This window comes from Shewanella sp. BF02_Schw, from assembly GCF_014596695.2.
Lineage (GTDB): Bacteria > Pseudomonadota > Gammaproteobacteria > Enterobacterales > Shewanellaceae > Shewanella.
The window spans coordinates 889,185-906,552 of the sequence record NZ_JABKAW020000002.1 but is presented as its reverse complement, the minus strand read 5'-3'; the positions used below and the strand labels follow the sequence as shown (position 1 = coordinate 906,552).

Here is a 17,368-nt window from a genome sequence, read left to right as displayed (position 1 = left end):
TTTTAATCAATTTATTTTAAACCCTATTATTGAAATAAATCTTCAGCAACATTGTCGATAAAAATATCGCCACTTTGCTGTGTTTCAGTAACATATTCTTTGGGTTCTGTACCTTCAACAAAATACTCAAACTCGGTAGTGTGGTCTGTCTTGCGAGTCAATTTGCCAGTCGCTAAATCAATACGTGCAGATACAATTCCTTTTGGCGGGATAACAGAAGGTTCAGGCGTACCAGACAGGGCCTTATTCATATAGTCATTCCAACCAGGACCAGCGGTTTTAGCACCCGCTTCCGCACCTGATATCTGATCTGGTTCGCCGGTAGCCATCCAGCTTGAGCGCCCTAGCTGACGTCCATGGTCATCAAAACCAACCCAGAATGTTGCTGTAAGTGTAGGGTTAAAACCACTGAACCAAGTGTCTCGAGATTCGTTAGTTGTACCTGTTTTACCCGCAATGTCATGACGCTTAATTAATTTAGATGCACGCCAAGCTGTACCATTCCAACCAGTACCTTTGCTCCAATCGCCGCCGCCCCAAATTACGCTCTTTAGCGCTTCAGTGATCAAAAATGCAGTTTGTTCTGAAACGACTCGCTTAGCAAAGCGAGCTTGTGGATTACTGCAAATATTTTGTTCAGCGGTAATGGACGTTGCTTCAACTTCTCCATCTAATGTATCTACTGATGCTTCTGGAGTTTGCTGAGAGAATTCTTCAGCCATCGCAGCAAATGGATCTTCAATAACCACATCATCTTCAACAGAGGGGACTGGTTTGCTACATGCAATAGCGGGAATGGTTTGTTCAATCGTGTTGTCGTATGAGTCGGTCACGCGATCGATAAAGTAAGGTTCAACTAAATAACCACCATTTGCAAAGCTATTAAATGCAGTGGCGACCTGTAACGGTGTCACTGAAGGTGAACCCAATGCTAACGATTCATTTCGGGGTAAATCACTCGGATCAAAACCAAACTGTACTAGTTTTTTGATAGTGTCATCTAAGCCTGTGTGGCGCATTGCTCTGACTGACATAACGTTAATAGACTGAGCTAAACCGACACGTAAACGTGTTGGACCACCGTAAATGTCTGGTGAGTTTTTAGGACGCCACGCAGTGCCCTGACGGGTATCTGGTTTGTTAATCGGAGCGTTATTGATGAGCGTAGCCAGTGTGTAACCTTTTTCTAACGCAGCAGCATAAATAAAAGGTTTAATATTGGAACCTAATTGGCGTTTAGCTTGAGTCACTCGGTTGAATTGACTTTGACTAAAGCTAAATCCACCGACGAGGGTTTTAATCGCACCGTCATGAGGTTCAAGTGACACTGTCGCACTAGAGACTTGTGGTATTTGAGATAATTGCCAATACTTACCATTATGACGGATCCACACTTGTTGACCAGCGGTCAAAATATCACTGGCTTGTTTTGGTGGTAAGCTTTGGCGTTTATCGCTTATAAACTTACGCGCCCATTTTAGGCCTTTCCATTCAAGTGTAATCAGTTCGCCCTTGTCATCCATTACCTGTGCTTGTTGATCTTGAACGCTTATAACTGCAGCGGGCATAATGCCCTGCATTGAGTCGGTGCGTTTTAACGTAGCGACAATCTCATCATGGTCGAGCGGAGTATCAGTCCATAATTCAGTCACAGGACCACGGAATCCATGGCGTTGATCATAAGCAAAAACGTTGTCTCTTAGTGATTCCTGCGCCATCAATTGGAGTTCGGATGATATCGTGGTGTAGACATTGTAGCCGTTAGTATAGGCTGCTTCTTCACCGTATTTCTGGATCATGTAATCACGCGCCATTTCTGAAACATACGGAGCGTATAAATCAATTTCAGCACCATGGTATTTCGCGGTCGACGGGCTACTGATAGCCTCTTGATATTCTGCTTGAGTAATATTGCGTTTCTCTAGCATACGACTCAATACCCAATTACGACGAGATATCGCACGTGATTGGTTTCTAATTGGATTAGCTGCAGATGGAGCTTGTGGTAGGCCTGCTATCATTGCCATTTCTGGTAGTGTCAATTGGCTCAGTTCTTTACCATAATAGACTTGAGCAGCAGCACCAACACCATAAGCGCGGTTACCTAGGAATGAACGATTTAAATAAAGAGCTAAAATTTCTTTTTTCGATAACGCCTTTTCAATTTTCAATGCAAGGAAGATTTCTTTTACTTTACGAATGTATGTTTTTTCGTTAGATAAGAAAAATCCTCGGGCAACCTGTTGTGTAATCGTACTTGCACCTTGGCTTTTCTTACCTGTTGTTATTAATATGATTGCCGCGCGGATAATACCAATCGGATCAATACCATTATGTTCAAAAAAGCGCGCATCTTCAGTGTCGAGTACGGCATTAATTAACTGAAAGGGCACTTCTTCATACTCGACAGGTATGCGACGTTTCTCACCAAATTGAGAAATCAGTTTGCCATCGCGGCTGTAAATACGCAGCGGAGTTTGTAATTGGACCGTCTTTAGCGAATTAACATCGGGTAAGTCAGGTAGCACATAAAAGTAAGCGGCAGCTATAGCAGCAATACCAAGTAGTGATAGGCTAAAAAATGCAATTAATAAACGTTTAAACCACTTCACTCAATAATTCCAGATAAATCAAAAATAGTAGCGGTAGTATATAAGCGGGAGAGTTTTTGGTGAAGTAAAACATGAAATAACTAAATATAATTTGTAAAATGCTGAAACATTTTATACAAATACTTATAACGAGTTGATTATGTGCTAATCTCTTAGAAAATAAAAATAGAATTGTGATGACGGACTATGCTTTCTAAATTGTGGAAGCGTCAAGCACCTCAGATGGTTGGGATTGATATTGGGTCTCATGAAATAAAAGCCATTTTGTTGAGCAAGACTGCGGATGGATATAAAATTCAAAATCATGCGTCAGTTCCTGTTAGAAAGGGAGCTGTGGTCGATCATGATATTCGTGATACTGAAGCGGTAATTGAGTCGCTAAGACAGATTCGACGGGGTTTACCTAAATCCCTAAAGTTTGCAGCTGTCGCGGTTTCTGGCTCTGCCGTTATGACTAAAGTCATTTATATGGATGCAGCGTTAAATGAAGAGGAGATGGAAGCTCAAATTGAAATTGAAGCTGACAATCTTATTCCTTATTCACTTGATGAAGTCAGCATCGATTTTGAAAGGCTTAACCCGAATATTACCGACCCAACCAAAGTTAACGTATTACTGAGCGCATGCCGCACAGAAAATATTGATTCACGTGTAGACTCTTTGGATGCCATTGAACTAGACGTTAAAGTTGTTGATGTGGAAGCTTATGCACTTGGACGCTCTGCAGAATTAATTTATGGTCAGTTACCTGATGGCGCTAAAGATAAATCAATCGCCATGGTTGATATCGGCGCCAATATGACCACATTCTCTGTAGTTGAAAATGGTGACACGACGTTTATACGTGAGCAAGCTTTTGGCGGTGAGTTATTCACTCAGTCAATTGTGTCATTTTATGGGATGCCCCATGATGAGGCTGAACGCGCTAAGATTACTGGACAATTACCGCGTAATTATATGTTCGAAGTTTTATCTCCGTTTCAAATGCAATTGTTACAACAAATTAAACGAACTTTACAAATATATTGTACTGCCAGTGGACGTGAAAAAGTTGACTATATCGTTTTGTGTGGTGGTACAGCTAAGCTAGAAGGAATGGTTGAATTACTAACTAATGAGTTAGGCACTCATACCATAGTTGCAGATCCTTTTCAGGGGTGTTTGCATGCAGATGATGTGATGAAAAGTCAACTTCAACCTAATATGAGTAAATATATGGTGGCATGTGGTCTTGCGCTAAGGAGTTATGCTCAATGGCGAACATAAACTTATTACCTTGGCGTGAAGAAGCTAGAGAGAAGCAAAAACGCGATTTTATCGGTATTTTAGCGTTAGTTTTTTTAGTGACATCACTTGTAGTATATTTATTTTTGGGTTTTCTAGAGGTTGTCACTGAAGATCAGCGTCAGCGTAATGCATATTTAGTATCAGAAATTACCTTACTTGATACCCAAATAGCAGAAATTAGAAAAATTACCGAACGTAAAAAAGATATTGAACGTCGAACTGAAATTATTCTCAACTTACAGCAGTCGCGTAATTTACCTACTCATGTTTTAGATGAATTAGTCCGAATAGTGCCACCGGGTATTTATCTTTCAAGTATAGAGAAAAAAGGTAGCGTGTTATTAATCGAAGGACGAAGCGAATCAAATAATAACGTCGCGAATATGATGAGAAAAGTTAAAACATCTTCTTATCTTAACGATCCGAGTATGCAATCGATTGTGACGCAAAATGAAGAATTAAGACAGTTACAGCGGTTTAAATTACGTGTCACTATCCGTGATGATTCACAAGTCACTAATGTTGATCCGAACCAAGGAGCGAGAAAATGAATCTCGACCTAGATCAATTTAACGATATCGATTTTGAAAATATTGGTGGTTGGCCCAAGCTGGTAAAAATTGTCTTTGCTGCATTTTTATCTGTGTGTGTTATCGGTGCTAGTTATTATTTGTTTATTTCAGATTCGATAGATCAAATGGAAGCTGAACAGCAAAAAGAAATTCAACTTCGTGAAGATTTTGAAACTAAATATCGTTTAGCAGCTAATCTTAAGCTATACCGTGAACAATTAGACGTGATGGAGGTGCAGTTTGCCGAATTGCTTAAAATGCTACCATCCGAAAATGAAATGCCAGGTTTATTAGATGATTTAACATTTGTTGCAACTGATGCTGGCCTCAGAATTAATAGCCTAGATTGGGATGATGAAATTGAACGTGATTTCTATATTGAATTTCCGATAAAGATGTCAGTAGTAGGTGATTATCATCAAATGGGTAATATGGTCAGTGGTGTTGCCAAATTACCTCGAATTGTCAGTTTGCATGATTTTACTATCAAGCAGAACGATGCCGGTGGATTATCAATGGATATTCTCGCCAAAACGTATCGTTTTAAAGAAGGGGCTGAATTAACGAAACAGGCCGATAAGGGGCAGGAATAATGAAATTTTTGCCTTTATTGTTATCAATGGTGTTTTTATTGAGTGGTTGTATTGGCGAACGCAGCGATTTAGAGCTATTTGTTACTACTACAAAGGCGCAACACGTTGCCCGTATACCACCATTAAAGCAAACACCGAAGTTTGAACATTTTGCTTATCAAGCTGAATTAATGCGCAGTCCTTTTGTTCCACCATCAAGGGAATTGACAGAAGAGGTGATTGATACATCTAGAGATTGTTTACAACCAGACTTGAAACGTCGCAAAGGTCGCTTAGAAACTTATGCATTAGACAATTTAAGAATGCGCGGAACATTGAGTGAAGAGAGTACTATTTGGGCTTTAGTCGAATCTAGTGATGCCAATGTTTATCGCATGGGTGTAGGTGAGTATTTAGGGCTTTATCATGGCCGAATTGCTAAAGTAACGCCGCAATTTATCGAAATTATAGAATTAATCCCTGATGGTTCAGGTTGTTGGGCAGAAAGATCCAGCAATTTAGAATTATCAGGAAAATAACGTGCGAAGGATGAGAGAATAATGGAATCTTCTGCCGCGATAAAAAAAGCAATAACAAAGTTATTATTTTTTAGAGCGTTTTTAGGCGCAGTATTATTAATGGGTTTAATACCTAGTGCGATAGCTGCTAATCGTCTTATGGACGTCAAATATCATTCAATGGTTGATCACCAATTAGAATTAGAGTTAATTTTTGAATCATCAATAGTGTCACCGTCTGTGGATTTATCGGCAGACCCGGCAGAAATTATGTTGAATTTCTCAGACACTATTTCTAATTTAAATAAAAGCAAAATTCCGATAAACGCTGTTGGTGTAATAGAGTTAACTACACAACAACAAGGTGGCGATTTACAAATCATTGTTGCAATGTCTAACGTAAAACCATATCAAGGTAAAATTGTTGGTAATAGCTATAGATTAACTATTAATGATGATGTGTCTGGTCCGGTAGAAGCAAACAATCCATTTGTTAATGGTATTAGTAGTATTGATTTTCGCCGCAATAAAACCGGCGGTGGAGAAATATTATTCAATCTTAGCAATCGTTCTGTAGCGGCGAATGTAGAACAAGTTGGTTCAAAGCTTGAAATAAAACTTTATAACACCGATATTGGCAATGACTTACTTTACGTTATGGATGTACAAGACTTTGCTACACCGGTAAATAGTTTTGAAACATTTAAAGATGATTTAACCGCCCGTATTTTGGTGGATGTTGATGGCAACTATGATTATAACTATCGCCAAGATGGCAATGTGTTTAAAGTTAGCGTCGATAAAGTTGAGCGTGTCTCTGTCGCTAAAGAGGCAAAGAAATATAATGGTCGTTCATTATCACTAAACTTCCAAAATATTTCAGTGCGTACTGTGTTGCAAATTATTGCTGATTATAACAACTTTAACCTAGTGACCAGCGATACCGTTGAAGGTGAGATTACCTTACGTTTAGATGATGTGCCTTGGGATCAAGCTTTAGATCTTATATTGCAAACTAAAGGTCTCGACAAGCGTATTGAAGGCAATATTTTAATGGTGGCACCGAGTGAAGAGCTTGCCATTCGCGAAAGTAATGACCTGAAGAATCGCCAAGAAGTAAAAGAGTTAGCACCACTATATTCTGAATACTTACAAATAAACTATGCTAAAGCGATCGATATTGCCGAGTTACTTAAAACTACGGATTCAACGTTATTATCATCTCGTGGTAGTGTTGCTGTTGATGAACGTACAAATACGTTACTGGTAAAAGATACGGCTGAGATTTTAGAAAACGTACACCGCTTAATAGAAGTATTAGACATTCCTATTAAACAAGTGCTAATCGAAGCGCGTATGGTGACAGTGAAAGACGACGTATCTGAAGATCTCGGGATTCGCTGGGGCATAACCGATCAACAAGGTTCTAAGGGCACATCTGGCACCATTGGAGGAGCAACGAGTATTGCTAACGGTACTATTCCAAGCATTGACGATCGCCTCAATGTTAATTTACCGGCAGCAGCAAGCTCGGCGACCAGTATCGCTTTCCATGTGGCTAAATTGGCAGACGGTACAGTACTCGATTTAGAATTAAGTGCATTAGAGCAAGAAAACAAAGGTGAGATCATTGCCAGCCCACGTATTACCACATCTAACCAGAAGTCGGCATACATTGAGCAAGGTGTTGAAATCCCATACGTTGAGTCAGCATCAAGCGGCGCAACAACAGTGACCTTTAAGAAGGCGGTGTTATCGCTACGTGTGACTCCACAAATAACTCCAGATGACCGGGTTATCCTAGATCTTGAAATTACCCAAGATTCTCAAGGAACAACGGTTGCTACAGCAACGGGTGAAGCGGTTGCAATTGATACTCAGCGTATTGGTACTCAGGTACTCGTAGATAATGGCGAAACGATTGTGTTAGGTGGTATTTACCAGCAAAACCTCATTAGCCGAGTAAGCAAAGTTCCGGTTCTGGGTGATATTCCGTTAGTTGGCTTCTTATTTAGAAATTCAACCGACACAAATGAGCGCCAAGAGCTATTAATTTTTGTAACCCCTAAGATTGTTGCTGACAAACGTTAATTTTTTTACACGCTATAGCAATAATAAAAAGCCAGCTACTTAATTGCTGGCTTTTTTATGACAGTGATTTATGGGGGAGTAATGGCTAAATGCGTTAAATAGCGCATCACTAAACGTTACTCCAATCGAACAAATTATCGTTTTAGTGGTAATCATGGCAACTTCCTTAAAGTTTTAAGGTATTAACTTTAATTAGATAGTGCAGTGCTAATCGGCCTATAGTCTTTGTATTAACAAAGACTTAATCGAAAACATTACCTTTTATTTGAGGTTTTAAACATCAGTGACATAATAAAATCATGATAAATAGCTGTGATGACTTGCAAGCGGTAGCCCTTAACTGAGATAATCCTCCGTCAAGTCTCATTAGAGCAAGGTTAAATTATAGGTCGGCTTGAGTTTAAGTCGATAAGGCATTCTTTCATATAAGATTCAGACGTATACGAAATGGCTGAAAAACGCAATATTTTTCTGGTAGGCCCTATGGGCGCAGGTAAAAGCACAATTGGTCGCCATCTGGCGCAAATGCTGCATTTAGATTTCCACGATTCAGATCATGAGATTGAACAACGTACCGGTGCAGATATTGCCTGGGTGTTTGACGTCGAAGGTGAGGAAGGCTTCCGTAGACGTGAAGCTCAAGTCATCGGTGATCTTTCAGAAAGGCAAGGTATCGTTCTCGCGACAGGTGGTGGTTCTGTTCAGAGTAAAGATATCCGCAACTATCTTTCTGCTCGAGGTATAGTGGTTTACTTAGAAACAACTATCGACAAACAAGTCGCGCGCACTCAGCGTGATAAGCGTCGCCCGTTGTTACAAGTAGATGATCCACGTGAAGTGCTTGAAAGCTTAGCGGAAATTCGCAACCCTCTATATGAGGAAATTGCGGATGTTATCGTTAAGACTGATGAGCAAAGCGCGAAAATCGTCGCAAACCAAATTATCGAGCAACTTGGCTTTTAGGTAACAACATGCAACAGATTCAGGTTCAATTAGGTGATAGAAGTTACCCCATTTATATTGGCCAGGATTTGATGAATGATAGCGGGCTATTTGCTCGCTACCTAACAAACAAAAAAGCCTTAATTGTTTCAAATGACACCATTGCTCCGTTGTATCTTCAACAGATACAACAAGCGATGAGCGCTTGTGCGCGCATTGAAACGGTTATTTTGCCGGATGGCGAAAAATTTAAAGATTTACAACATCTAGATTATATTTTTACCGCATTACTTGAGCATAACTTTGCCCGAGACTCGGTATTAGTCGCACTAGGTGGTGGTGTTGTTGGTGATATGACTGGTTTCGCGGCTGCGTGTTATCAGCGTGGAATTGAGTTTATTCAAGTGCCAACTACATTACTGTCCCAAGTTGATTCTTCAGTTGGTGGTAAAACGGCTGTTAATCATCCTCTTGGGAAAAATATGATTGGTGCATTTTATCAGCCTAAATCAGTGATTATCGATACGCTTTGCTTACAGACATTACCCGCAAATGAGTTTGCTGCAGGTATGGCTGAAGTGATTAAGTACGGTATTATTTGGGATGCTGACTTTTTCCAGTGGCTTGAAGCAAATGTAGATGCGTTAAAATCGCTTCAAACTGACGCGTTAAATTATGCTATTGCTAAATGTTGTCAGATTAAAGCAGATGTTGTCGCACAAGATGAAACTGAACAAGGTGTAAGAGCGTTATTAAACCTTGGGCATACCTTCGGGCATGCTATCGAAGCTGAAATGGGCTACGGTGTTTGGTTACATGGCGAAGCTGTCTCTGCTGGTACCGTTTTAGCGGCTCAAACAGCATGTAAGCTCAATCTATTAGATGAGCAAAGTGTCGAGCGTATTTGTCGATTGATGCAAGCGTTTGATTTACCTATAACGGCTCCAGAGTCGATGGGTTTTGAACAGTTTATCAAGCATATGCGTCGAGATAAAAAAGTATTAGGTGGTAAAATCCGCTTAGTATTACCTACAGAAATAGGCAAAGCTGATGTCTTTAGTGATGTGAGTGAAGACTTATTGAAACGGGTTATTAGCTGCGTATAAATTATTCCGCATATAACTATGCTAGCTATAAATTATAGTGTGGTGAATCATTGACGACTCCAGGACTATTGTTACTCCCTACTCAAGAAGCGCTCATTCAGCGTTTACAGCATATTGCTAGTTATAGCGAACAGTTGTTGGTTATTTGTGGTGATAACGGTTCAGGTAAGTCGACACTGACGGCTGCATTAGCCAGTGAGCTAGATGACTACAATTCAGCATTGATCATTTGTCCTCAACACGCTGATAGCGCTGAAATTCGTCGAAAAATTCTGGTTCAATTAATCTCCGCGCCAATTTTTGATGATGAACGTCCTTTGATGGACACCGTACTGAGAATCCAATCTAGTTTAAAAAAACCATTACATATCATCATCGATGATGCCGATTTATTGCCTAAAGATATTTGGGCTGAGTGTATTCTGCTGAGCCAAATTCATTGTGCAGGTAAACCTGTTGCAGTTACAGTGACCGTTACCCCCAGTTTTTGGCATACCTTAGTAGCTGAATTAACTGATGATATTCGTGCTAGATTACTGCCTGTGACTATTGAACCTTTATCGGTACCCGAGCGCGATGGCCTCTATCAAAGTTTATTATTGCGGAGTCGGCAAACACCGTTTATTCCACGTGAAATTATCCATAAGCAATTAGAGAAGCAGCAGGGGACGCCAGCTGAAGTGGTTCAATTATTAGCGTTAGCATTAGAAGAGCCACAAACAGAGCAATCATCTTGGTCTCTGTCAGTTAAAATGATGATAGCTTTTATCACAGTATTGGCTGGTGTGTCGCTTTGGTGGGGCATAAGTACACAATTACCTCCTCCTATTTCGGCATCATTGTCGCCAGTATTAACAGCAGAACAATCCGCTGTGCGTGTTAAAGCAGCTCAATATGTCATTGGTTATGCCGACAGTTCATTAAGCGCTTATTTTGCCCATAGGCAATTGGCCTTAACTAAGTCGAGAGCCAATGAACAAGCGCACTTAATCATAGAGCAGCAAATCATTGCTGACAGTTCGCTAGTAGAGGAAGGTGAGACTAACCTCATAGAAAATATTCTTGCAGATAATCATACTGACATAGTGGTTAATTCATCATTAAAAGGCTTATCTTTCCAAGGTAAGTTACCCAAAGCGCAAGTTAATACGGTAAGTAAGCCGAATGATATTGTTGAGCGAGATAATACCCCGAATTTAAAAGTGAAAGGTTTTACGCTGCAACTTGCCAGTGTGAATGACAAAGATTCACTTACACCGATTTTAGTTAAACTGGCAAAAGAGCCGCAAGTTTACATAATGAGTTACAAACAACGCCACGTTATATTGCTGGGTGATTTTGAAACCGCATCGGCAGCCTCCGCAAAAGCTAAAAGCCTTCAGAAACAATATGGATTAGCGGCTCCCTGGGTAAGAAAGTGGGCTGACTTAAGTGATTATAAGCGACAAGATTAACAATCTTCATATTCTGCAGCATCCAAGTCAATAGGATGAAAAATCAACGAATAAATCTGCTTTATCCGATGATAATTGTCGTTAAACAGAGTACAATCATCAGCTTTAATTTTGCTGGCATAATTCCTATTCATGATAAAAAAGCATAGAGCCTTTCTAAAGTGGGCAGGCGGTAAATATAAGCTCGTTGATGAGCTAGCAAAACACCTTCCAGCTGGAAATAGACTGATTGAGCCTTTCGTTGGGGCAGGTTCGGTATTCCTCAATACACAGTTTGATGACTATTTATTGTGTGACATCAACCAAGACCTAATCAATTTATATCAAATTGTTCAGCAACAGCCAGATAAATATATTAAAGCGGCAAAGGCCATGTTTGTCGATCATATGAATGACAAAGATGCTTATTACCGTATTCGTGCTGAATTTAATCTCTGTAGCGATCCTTTCATTCGTTCGGTATATTTTCTGTACATGAATCGCCATGGTTTTAATGGCTTATGTCGATATAATCGCAAAGGTGGTTTTAACGTGCCGTTTGGTTCGTACAAAAAGCCTTATTTTCCAGAAACTGAAATTCGTTATTTTTCATTAAAAGCGCAAAAAGCGACCTTTAAATGTATCAGTTACGAACAAGCCTTTGATATGGCGAACAGCGGTGACGTTATTTATTGTGATCCGCCTTATGCGCCGTTATCAACTACAGCCAGTTTCACCACTTATGCAGGTCCGGGTTTTAGCTTAGATGATCAAGCATTACTTGCTCGTCATTCACGGCTTATTGCCCATGAGAGAAATATTCCGGTATTGATCAGTAATCATGATATTCCGTTAACGCGAGAATTATATCGTGGTGCATCTTGTTCAACGATTTCGGTACAGCGTAATATTAGCCCTAAAGGCGGTTCACGCAATAAAGTGGATGAAATTATGGCGCTATATGATCATCATTATCGTGAAGAAGAGTAATGCTGCAAAGAGCGGATAACGAAAGCTATCCGTTAACTTAATACTTGGTTTACGATGAGTATTAGGGAAATGACTAAGGCAATGGCTAAGATAATGCCCATAATGATAAACGGTAATGGGGATTGATTTTGAAAATCTTTTTGGCGATTTTTTTCTGTCTGCACGCCAAAAAAGGCCGCTAAAGTGCTGCTAAATACCCGCCAAATAGACATTAACGCGATATCTGAGTTGGGTTGCCTGAGGTTGGCATGTCATTCAAAGGTTTGTCTTTGTGACCGTGGATTAACTCAAGTAAATCAATAAAGTGAAACTGGCTTGAACGGCTATTACCCGTAATCCAATTACCCCAACTGACATCATTCGACTGCTCTGCACAACGATTTGTAGGGTGACTACTGGGTAAACTTGCATTGTAGTTGGTGGTGCTGTTGCAGACGCAGGCCTTACTATTGGCCGAATTACTTTCGTTGGCCATCAATACTTGGCTTAACAATAACGCCAATGCAGACGTAGCAAATACAGCAAAAACCGGTGCTGACAATAATTTGCCATCACGACCAGAAAACTTGCGTAATAATTGCTTTACCATAAAGGGTGCCCTATCCATGGTGTAAACTCGATTGATGCTACAACAGGTATTAAATATTCAGTTGGACCACTAAGATAACAACTTTTTACATTATAGCAAAATAGCTTAGTTATTGAACACTGGTTTCTGTATAAAAAATAGCAAATCCGACTTATGGTCTAGTTTTTAACTAAATTCTATTGAGGATAGTGGTTATTTCCCTTGTTAGACTAGAGGCTTGCGGCTGCAAAGGGTAAAATGTCGTCACTTTGATCTGCCAATAGAGAAGATTATGCGCCCATTTTTAATTGCACCATCGATTTTGTCTGCTGATTTCGCCCGTTTAGGTGAAGATGTTAAAGCCGTATTAGATGCGGGTTCAGATGTTGTTCATTTCGACGTTATGGACAATCACTATGTACCAAATTTAACAATAGGCCCAATGGTATGCACTGCGTTGCGTAATTACGGGATCACCGCTGATATTGATGTACATTTAATGGTTAAACCCGTTGATCGCATTATTCCTGATTTTGCCAAAGCCGGTGCTTCAATTATCACTTTTCATCCAGAAGCTTCAGAACATGTTGATCGCACACTGCAGTTGATTAAAGAATCTGGCTGTAAGGCTGGATTAGTCTTTAATCCTGGCACACCACTGCATTATTTAGATCATGTAATGGACAAGCTCGATGTTATTTTATTGATGTCAGTTAATCCTGGTTTTGGTGGTCAGTCATTTATTCCACATACGCTAGAAAAGCTTCGCCAAGTTCGTGCGCTTATTGATGCCAGTGGTTTTGATATTCGCTTGCAAGTGGATGGTGGCGTTAAGGTCGATAATATTGCTGAAATAGCGGCCGCGGGTGCAGATATGTTTGTAGCTGGTTCGGCAATTTTCAATCAACCCGATTATAAAGTTGTTATTGATCAAATGCGTGCCGAACTCGCTTCGATATCATAATTTCTTTATCCATATCCAGTGGGACTTTACATGATGCAATGGTCAAATATTCGCGCAATCGCTTTTGATTTAGATGGTACGTTAATCGACAGTGTGCCTGATTTGGCAGCGGCCACAAACGCCACATTAGCACAGAACCAATACCAACCAGTGACTGAAGCATTGGTTCGTAGCTGGGTAGGTAATGGCGCTCAAGTATTAATGCAACGTGCGTTAAGTTATGTGTCTGCTATGCCAGAAGATGCTCCTGATCTGCAGGTAATACTTGAGCAAATTATGCCGCAATTTATGCATCATTATGGTGAGCACTTACAAAAACATAGTCGTTTATATCCGGGAGTTATCGACACGTTACAGCAGTTAAAACAAGCAGGTTTTAAACTGGCTATCGTTACCAATAAACCATATCGTTTTACCGTGCCGTTACTAACAGCTTTTGGTCTTGATGAGCTATTTTCTGAAGTTCTCGGTGGTGATTCATTGGCCAAAATGAAGCCAGACCCAATGCCATTACAACATTTGCTTAAACAATGGCAGTTGGATGAATCGCAATTACTGATGATAGGTGATTCAAAGAATGATATTTTAGCGGCTAAAGCTGCGAATGTTATGTCTATTGGCTTGACCTACGGATACAACTACGGCGAAGATATCGGTCTTAGCAGCCCGCATGCGATATGCGAAAACTTTGCTGATATAGAGCAATACTTACTTTCATAATAATTTGAATTTTAAAAAGATAATCTGGAGCAATAAACACATGACCAAACCCATAGTTCTTAGCGGTGCGCAGCCATCAGGCGAATTAACCATAGGTAATTATATGGGCGCACTTCGTCAATGGGTTGCCATGCAAGATAGCCATGATTGCCTATATTGTGTTGTTGATTTACATGCGATTACCGTGCGTCAAGATCCTAAAGCACTGCGTGAAGCGTGTTTAGATACGCTAGCGTTATACCTTGCTTGCGGTGTTGATCCTAAAAAAAGCACCGTGTTTATTCAATCGCAAGTACCGCAGCACACCCAACTTGGATGGGTATTAAACTGTTACACCCAAATGGGTGAGTTAAACCGCATGACCCAGTTTAAAGATAAATCGTTAAAGCATGCCAATAACATTAACGTTGGCTTATATGGTTATCCTGTTCTAATGGCTGCAGATATTTTGCTTTATCAAGCCAATGAGATCCCTGTTGGGCAAGACCAAAAGCAACATTTAGAACTCACCCGCGATATCGCAACCCGTTTTAACAATGCTTACGGCGACACGTTTACTATCCCAGAACCGTTTATTCCTGAACACGGCGCTAAGGTCATGTCATTGCAGGACCCGCTTAAGAAAATGTCTAAGTCTGACGATAATCGTAATAACGTCATTGGTTTACTTGAAGATCCTAAAGCGATTTTAAAGAAAGTGAAAAAAGCCATGACCGACAGCGAAGAGCCACCAGTAGTGCGTTTTGATATGGAACAAAAGCCAGGTGTGTCGAATCTACTCAGCTTAATGTCAGGTTGTACTGGTCAGTCGATTGCGTCTTTAGAAGCAGAGTTTGAAGGCAAAATGTACGGTCATTTAAAAGTGGCTACTGGTGAAGCTGTCGTAGGAATGCTTGAGCCATTACAAGCTCGCTTTAAAGAGTACCGCGCCGATAATGCATATCTAAACCAAGTCATGGCGGAAGGTGCTGAAAAAGCTCAAGCTCGTGCAGAAGTCACGATTAAAAAAGTGTACGAAAAAATTGGTCTGATTGTGTAAGTATTATTTCAGCTAATGTTATCTATAAGCCAGCAACGTGCTGGCTTATTTTTTGGTTAACCATTGTACAAATGCAGCGATAGCGGGCTCCTTTAAACGTCGCTGTTTACAACTAAAATTGAATTCAAATCCAGTCAACATAGCGGGTAAGTCAAGTGCGACTAATGCTCCCTTACTAATATCTCGTTCTACCATAAAATCTGATGCCAGCGCGATCCCCTGACCAGCAATTGCCGCTTCAATAGCTAACAACACATGGCTAAATACATGCTGTTGTTGCGTAGCCTCTATGCTGATGCTGTTAACCTTTAACCAGCGCTCCCAATCAAAGCCTATTGGCCCTTCATCTACAGTGAGTAATGCATGTTGCCGTAATACACTCAGCGCCGAGTGGTCGGTATTTAATAGCCCCGGGCAGATCACTGGGATCAGTCTCTCTTGGTGTAACATGCGATGCACATAACCCGGTTGTCCACTTTGACCAGTAATAAACATATCAGCAACACTATCACTCATCAGTGGGTCGTCGGTGATCATATCTAGGCGAATTTTAATCTGTGGATGTAAGCGATGGAAATCGCTTAAGCGAGGAATCAGCCACTTAATGGCAAATGAACTGTATACCGCTAAGCGGAGCTGATCATTGCAATCGCCAGTGATTTGCATGCTTAAATCATTCAACTCATTAAATATTCGCTCCAGTTCATGGTAAAGCACATTGCCTTTACTGGTTAAACAGAGCTGCCTACCTTCGCGGATAAATAATCGTTCGCCAAAATGCGCTTCAAGCAGTCTTACTTGGTGCGATACCGCACTTTGAGTAATGCACAGTTCAGTTGCCGCCCGAGAAAAGTGAGCATGCCTTGCGGCCGCTTCAAAAATTTGTAGTGCCCGCAGTGGCGGCAGTTTACGCATATACACCTCAAACATGAATTTATTTTATTAAAATTTATGAGGTATGAATTTAACTCATGAATGGATTAAAAACATCATTATTCGTTATTAATTGATAACTATATGATGCAGCCAATTATTGGTCCTAAGGTTGTAAGTGTAATGAAATCCACAATAGCGATTGGCATGATGTTATTAGTTGTCGGTAACCTTTTTAGTGCTATGTATGATGTGTCTATAAAATGGCTTCCAGAGGGCAGTAGCGCTGCAACATTTCTGTTAATCAGGCAGTTAACATCAGTATTAATGTTACTGCCATTGTGGTTTGCAGCTAAAAAACCAATCAGTCGCCATATAAAGGTGCACTTAGTGCGAGCTAATACTGGCGCTATTGGAGCTGTATGCTTAATTATGGGGTTAATTGCGCTACCTATCGCCACTGTAAGCTCGTTGTTTTATTCGGCGCCATTAATGATTGTATTAATGGGATTTCTATTTTTAAAAGAGAGCGTCACCGCTGCACATTGGCTGGCAGCTATTTTAGGATTTCTGGGCATCATTATTTTGCTACGACCAAGTGAAATTAACTGGTTTGGAATTGCAGTACTCATCTCTGCATTTATGTTTGCGATAAACCAGTTGGCATTGCGCAAACTCCCCAGTACAGAAAGCCCAGTTGTAACGTTAATGCTATATAACTTACTCAGTATTCCTTTGGTATTGGTCATGGCATTGGTGCAAGGCATAGAGGCTATCAGTGGGTCTTTAGTGGCTATTGCGGTGTCGAGTAATGTGTTTTTATTGGCGTATCAGTGGTTTTGCGCGTTGGCTTATCGCCAAGCACAAGCCAGTCAAATTGTGGTGGCTGAATACACAGGACTATTATTTTGTGTCTTTTTTGGTTGGTTGTTTTTTGATGAATGGCTTGATGGTTTAAGTTGGGTTGGGGCTGGGTTTATTGTGTTGCCGTCGCTGATTATCCCGTGGATACAAGCCAAAAGATCCCAAAAAAAATTCATCGAGCAAAATGCAGGATGAATTTCTAAATCGCGATAATAAA

General features: G+C 40.4%; 17 protein-coding genes. 13 read left to right on the top strand and 4 right to left on the bottom strand.

What is annotated here, in order from left to right:
- Window positions 1-26: 26 nt before the first annotated feature.
- The gene (locus HNW13_RS12295) at window positions 27-2,612 is read right to left on the bottom strand and encodes a PBP1A family penicillin-binding protein (protein WP_101087313.1); all 2,586 of its coding nucleotides are present in this window, start codon (window positions 2,610-2,612) and stop codon (window positions 27-29) included.
- 186 nt (window positions 2,613-2,798) lie between these two features.
- Between HNW13_RS12295 and HNW13_RS12290 the strand changes: the two genes are divergently transcribed.
- From HNW13_RS12290 to HNW13_RS12250, 9 genes are all read left to right on the top strand, one after another.
- Complete coding sequence (locus tag HNW13_RS12290) at window positions 2,799-3,878, top strand: pilus assembly protein PilM (protein WP_101087312.1); 1,080 nt, start codon at window positions 2,799-2,801, stop codon at window positions 3,876-3,878.
- Window positions 3,866-4,450, top strand: a complete 585-nt coding sequence (locus HNW13_RS12285) for a PilN domain-containing protein (RefSeq protein ID WP_101087311.1) — start codon at window positions 3,866-3,868, stop codon at window positions 4,448-4,450. Before HNW13_RS12290 ends, HNW13_RS12285 begins: the two co-directional genes overlap by 13 nt.
- On the top strand, window positions 4,447-5,064 hold the full coding sequence (locus HNW13_RS12280) for a type 4a pilus biogenesis protein PilO (protein WP_192116372.1): 618 nt from the start codon (window positions 4,447-4,449) through the stop codon (window positions 5,062-5,064). The genes HNW13_RS12285 and HNW13_RS12280 overlap by 4 nt, the downstream gene beginning before the upstream one ends.
- The gene (locus HNW13_RS12275) at window positions 5,064-5,582 is read left to right on the top strand and encodes a pilus assembly protein PilP (RefSeq protein ID WP_101087309.1); all 519 of its coding nucleotides are present in this window, start codon (window positions 5,064-5,066) and stop codon (window positions 5,580-5,582) included. Before HNW13_RS12280 ends, HNW13_RS12275 begins: the two co-directional genes overlap by 1 nt.
- Window positions 5,583-5,603: 21 nt before the next feature.
- Window positions 5,604-7,652, top strand: coding sequence for a type IV pilus secretin PilQ family protein (locus tag HNW13_RS12270; protein WP_162022141.1), 2,049 nt, complete (start codon window positions 5,604-5,606; stop codon window positions 7,650-7,652).
- 447 nt (window positions 7,653-8,099) lie between these two features.
- Window positions 8,100-8,615: a shikimate kinase AroK gene (gene aroK, locus HNW13_RS12265; RefSeq protein WP_011635865.1), complete on the top strand. Its 516-nt coding sequence runs from the start codon at window positions 8,100-8,102 to the stop codon at window positions 8,613-8,615.
- Window positions 8,616-8,623: 8 nt separating this feature from the next.
- Window positions 8,624-9,700 carry a 3-dehydroquinate synthase gene (gene aroB / locus HNW13_RS12260; RefSeq protein WP_162022142.1) on the top strand — a complete coding sequence of 359 codons (1,077 nt, stop codon included), beginning with the start codon at window positions 8,624-8,626 and terminating at the stop codon, window positions 9,698-9,700.
- A gap of 50 nt (window positions 9,701-9,750) precedes the next feature.
- A complete protein-coding gene (locus HNW13_RS12255; RefSeq protein ID WP_192116371.1) occupies window positions 9,751-11,154 on the top strand; it encodes an ATP-binding protein in 1,404 nt (467 codons plus the stop codon).
- A gap of 132 nt (window positions 11,155-11,286) precedes the next feature.
- Window positions 11,287-12,123, top strand: coding sequence for a Dam family site-specific DNA-(adenine-N6)-methyltransferase (locus HNW13_RS12250; RefSeq protein WP_182743258.1), 837 nt, complete (start codon window positions 11,287-11,289; stop codon window positions 12,121-12,123).
- A 32-nt stretch (window positions 12,124-12,155) separates the two neighbouring features.
- Here HNW13_RS12250 and HNW13_RS12245 read toward each other — a convergent pair whose 3' ends face one another.
- The gene (locus HNW13_RS12245; protein WP_182743256.1) at window positions 12,156-12,335 is read right to left on the bottom strand and encodes a DUF2970 domain-containing protein; all 180 of its coding nucleotides are present in this window, start codon (window positions 12,333-12,335) and stop codon (window positions 12,156-12,158) included.
- The gene (locus HNW13_RS12240) at window positions 12,335-12,712 is read right to left on the bottom strand and encodes a hypothetical protein (RefSeq protein ID WP_242445156.1); all 378 of its coding nucleotides are present in this window, start codon (window positions 12,710-12,712) and stop codon (window positions 12,335-12,337) included. Before HNW13_RS12240 ends, HNW13_RS12245 begins: the two co-directional genes overlap by 1 nt.
- 271 nt (window positions 12,713-12,983) lie before the next feature.
- On the opposite strand from HNW13_RS12240, the gene rpe reads away from it, so the two are divergent.
- From rpe to trpS, 3 genes are read left to right on the top strand one after another with little or no spacing between them, the layout of a single operon-like run.
- Window positions 12,984-13,655: a ribulose-phosphate 3-epimerase gene (gene rpe, locus HNW13_RS12235; protein WP_192116370.1), complete on the top strand. Its 672-nt coding sequence runs from the start codon at window positions 12,984-12,986 to the stop codon at window positions 13,653-13,655.
- A gap of 30 nt (window positions 13,656-13,685) precedes the next feature.
- Window positions 13,686-14,375 carry a phosphoglycolate phosphatase gene (locus HNW13_RS12230; protein ID WP_192116369.1) on the top strand — a complete coding sequence of 230 codons (690 nt, stop codon included), beginning with the start codon at window positions 13,686-13,688 and terminating at the stop codon, window positions 14,373-14,375.
- A gap of 40 nt (window positions 14,376-14,415) precedes the next feature.
- Complete coding sequence (gene trpS, locus HNW13_RS12225; protein ID WP_192116368.1) at window positions 14,416-15,414, top strand: tryptophan--tRNA ligase; 999 nt, start codon at window positions 14,416-14,418, stop codon at window positions 15,412-15,414.
- A gap of 45 nt (window positions 15,415-15,459) precedes the next feature.
- Here trpS and HNW13_RS12220 read toward each other — a convergent pair whose 3' ends face one another.
- Window positions 15,460-16,329 carry a LysR substrate-binding domain-containing protein gene (locus HNW13_RS12220; RefSeq protein WP_192116367.1) on the bottom strand — a complete coding sequence of 290 codons (870 nt, stop codon included), beginning with the start codon at window positions 16,327-16,329 and terminating at the stop codon, window positions 15,460-15,462.
- A gap of 141 nt (window positions 16,330-16,470) precedes the next feature.
- On the opposite strand from HNW13_RS12220, the gene HNW13_RS12215 reads away from it, so the two are divergent.
- Window positions 16,471-17,346, top strand: a complete 876-nt coding sequence (locus HNW13_RS12215; protein ID WP_101087316.1) for a DMT family transporter — start codon at window positions 16,471-16,473, stop codon at window positions 17,344-17,346.
- Window positions 17,347-17,368: the final 22 nt, after the last annotated feature.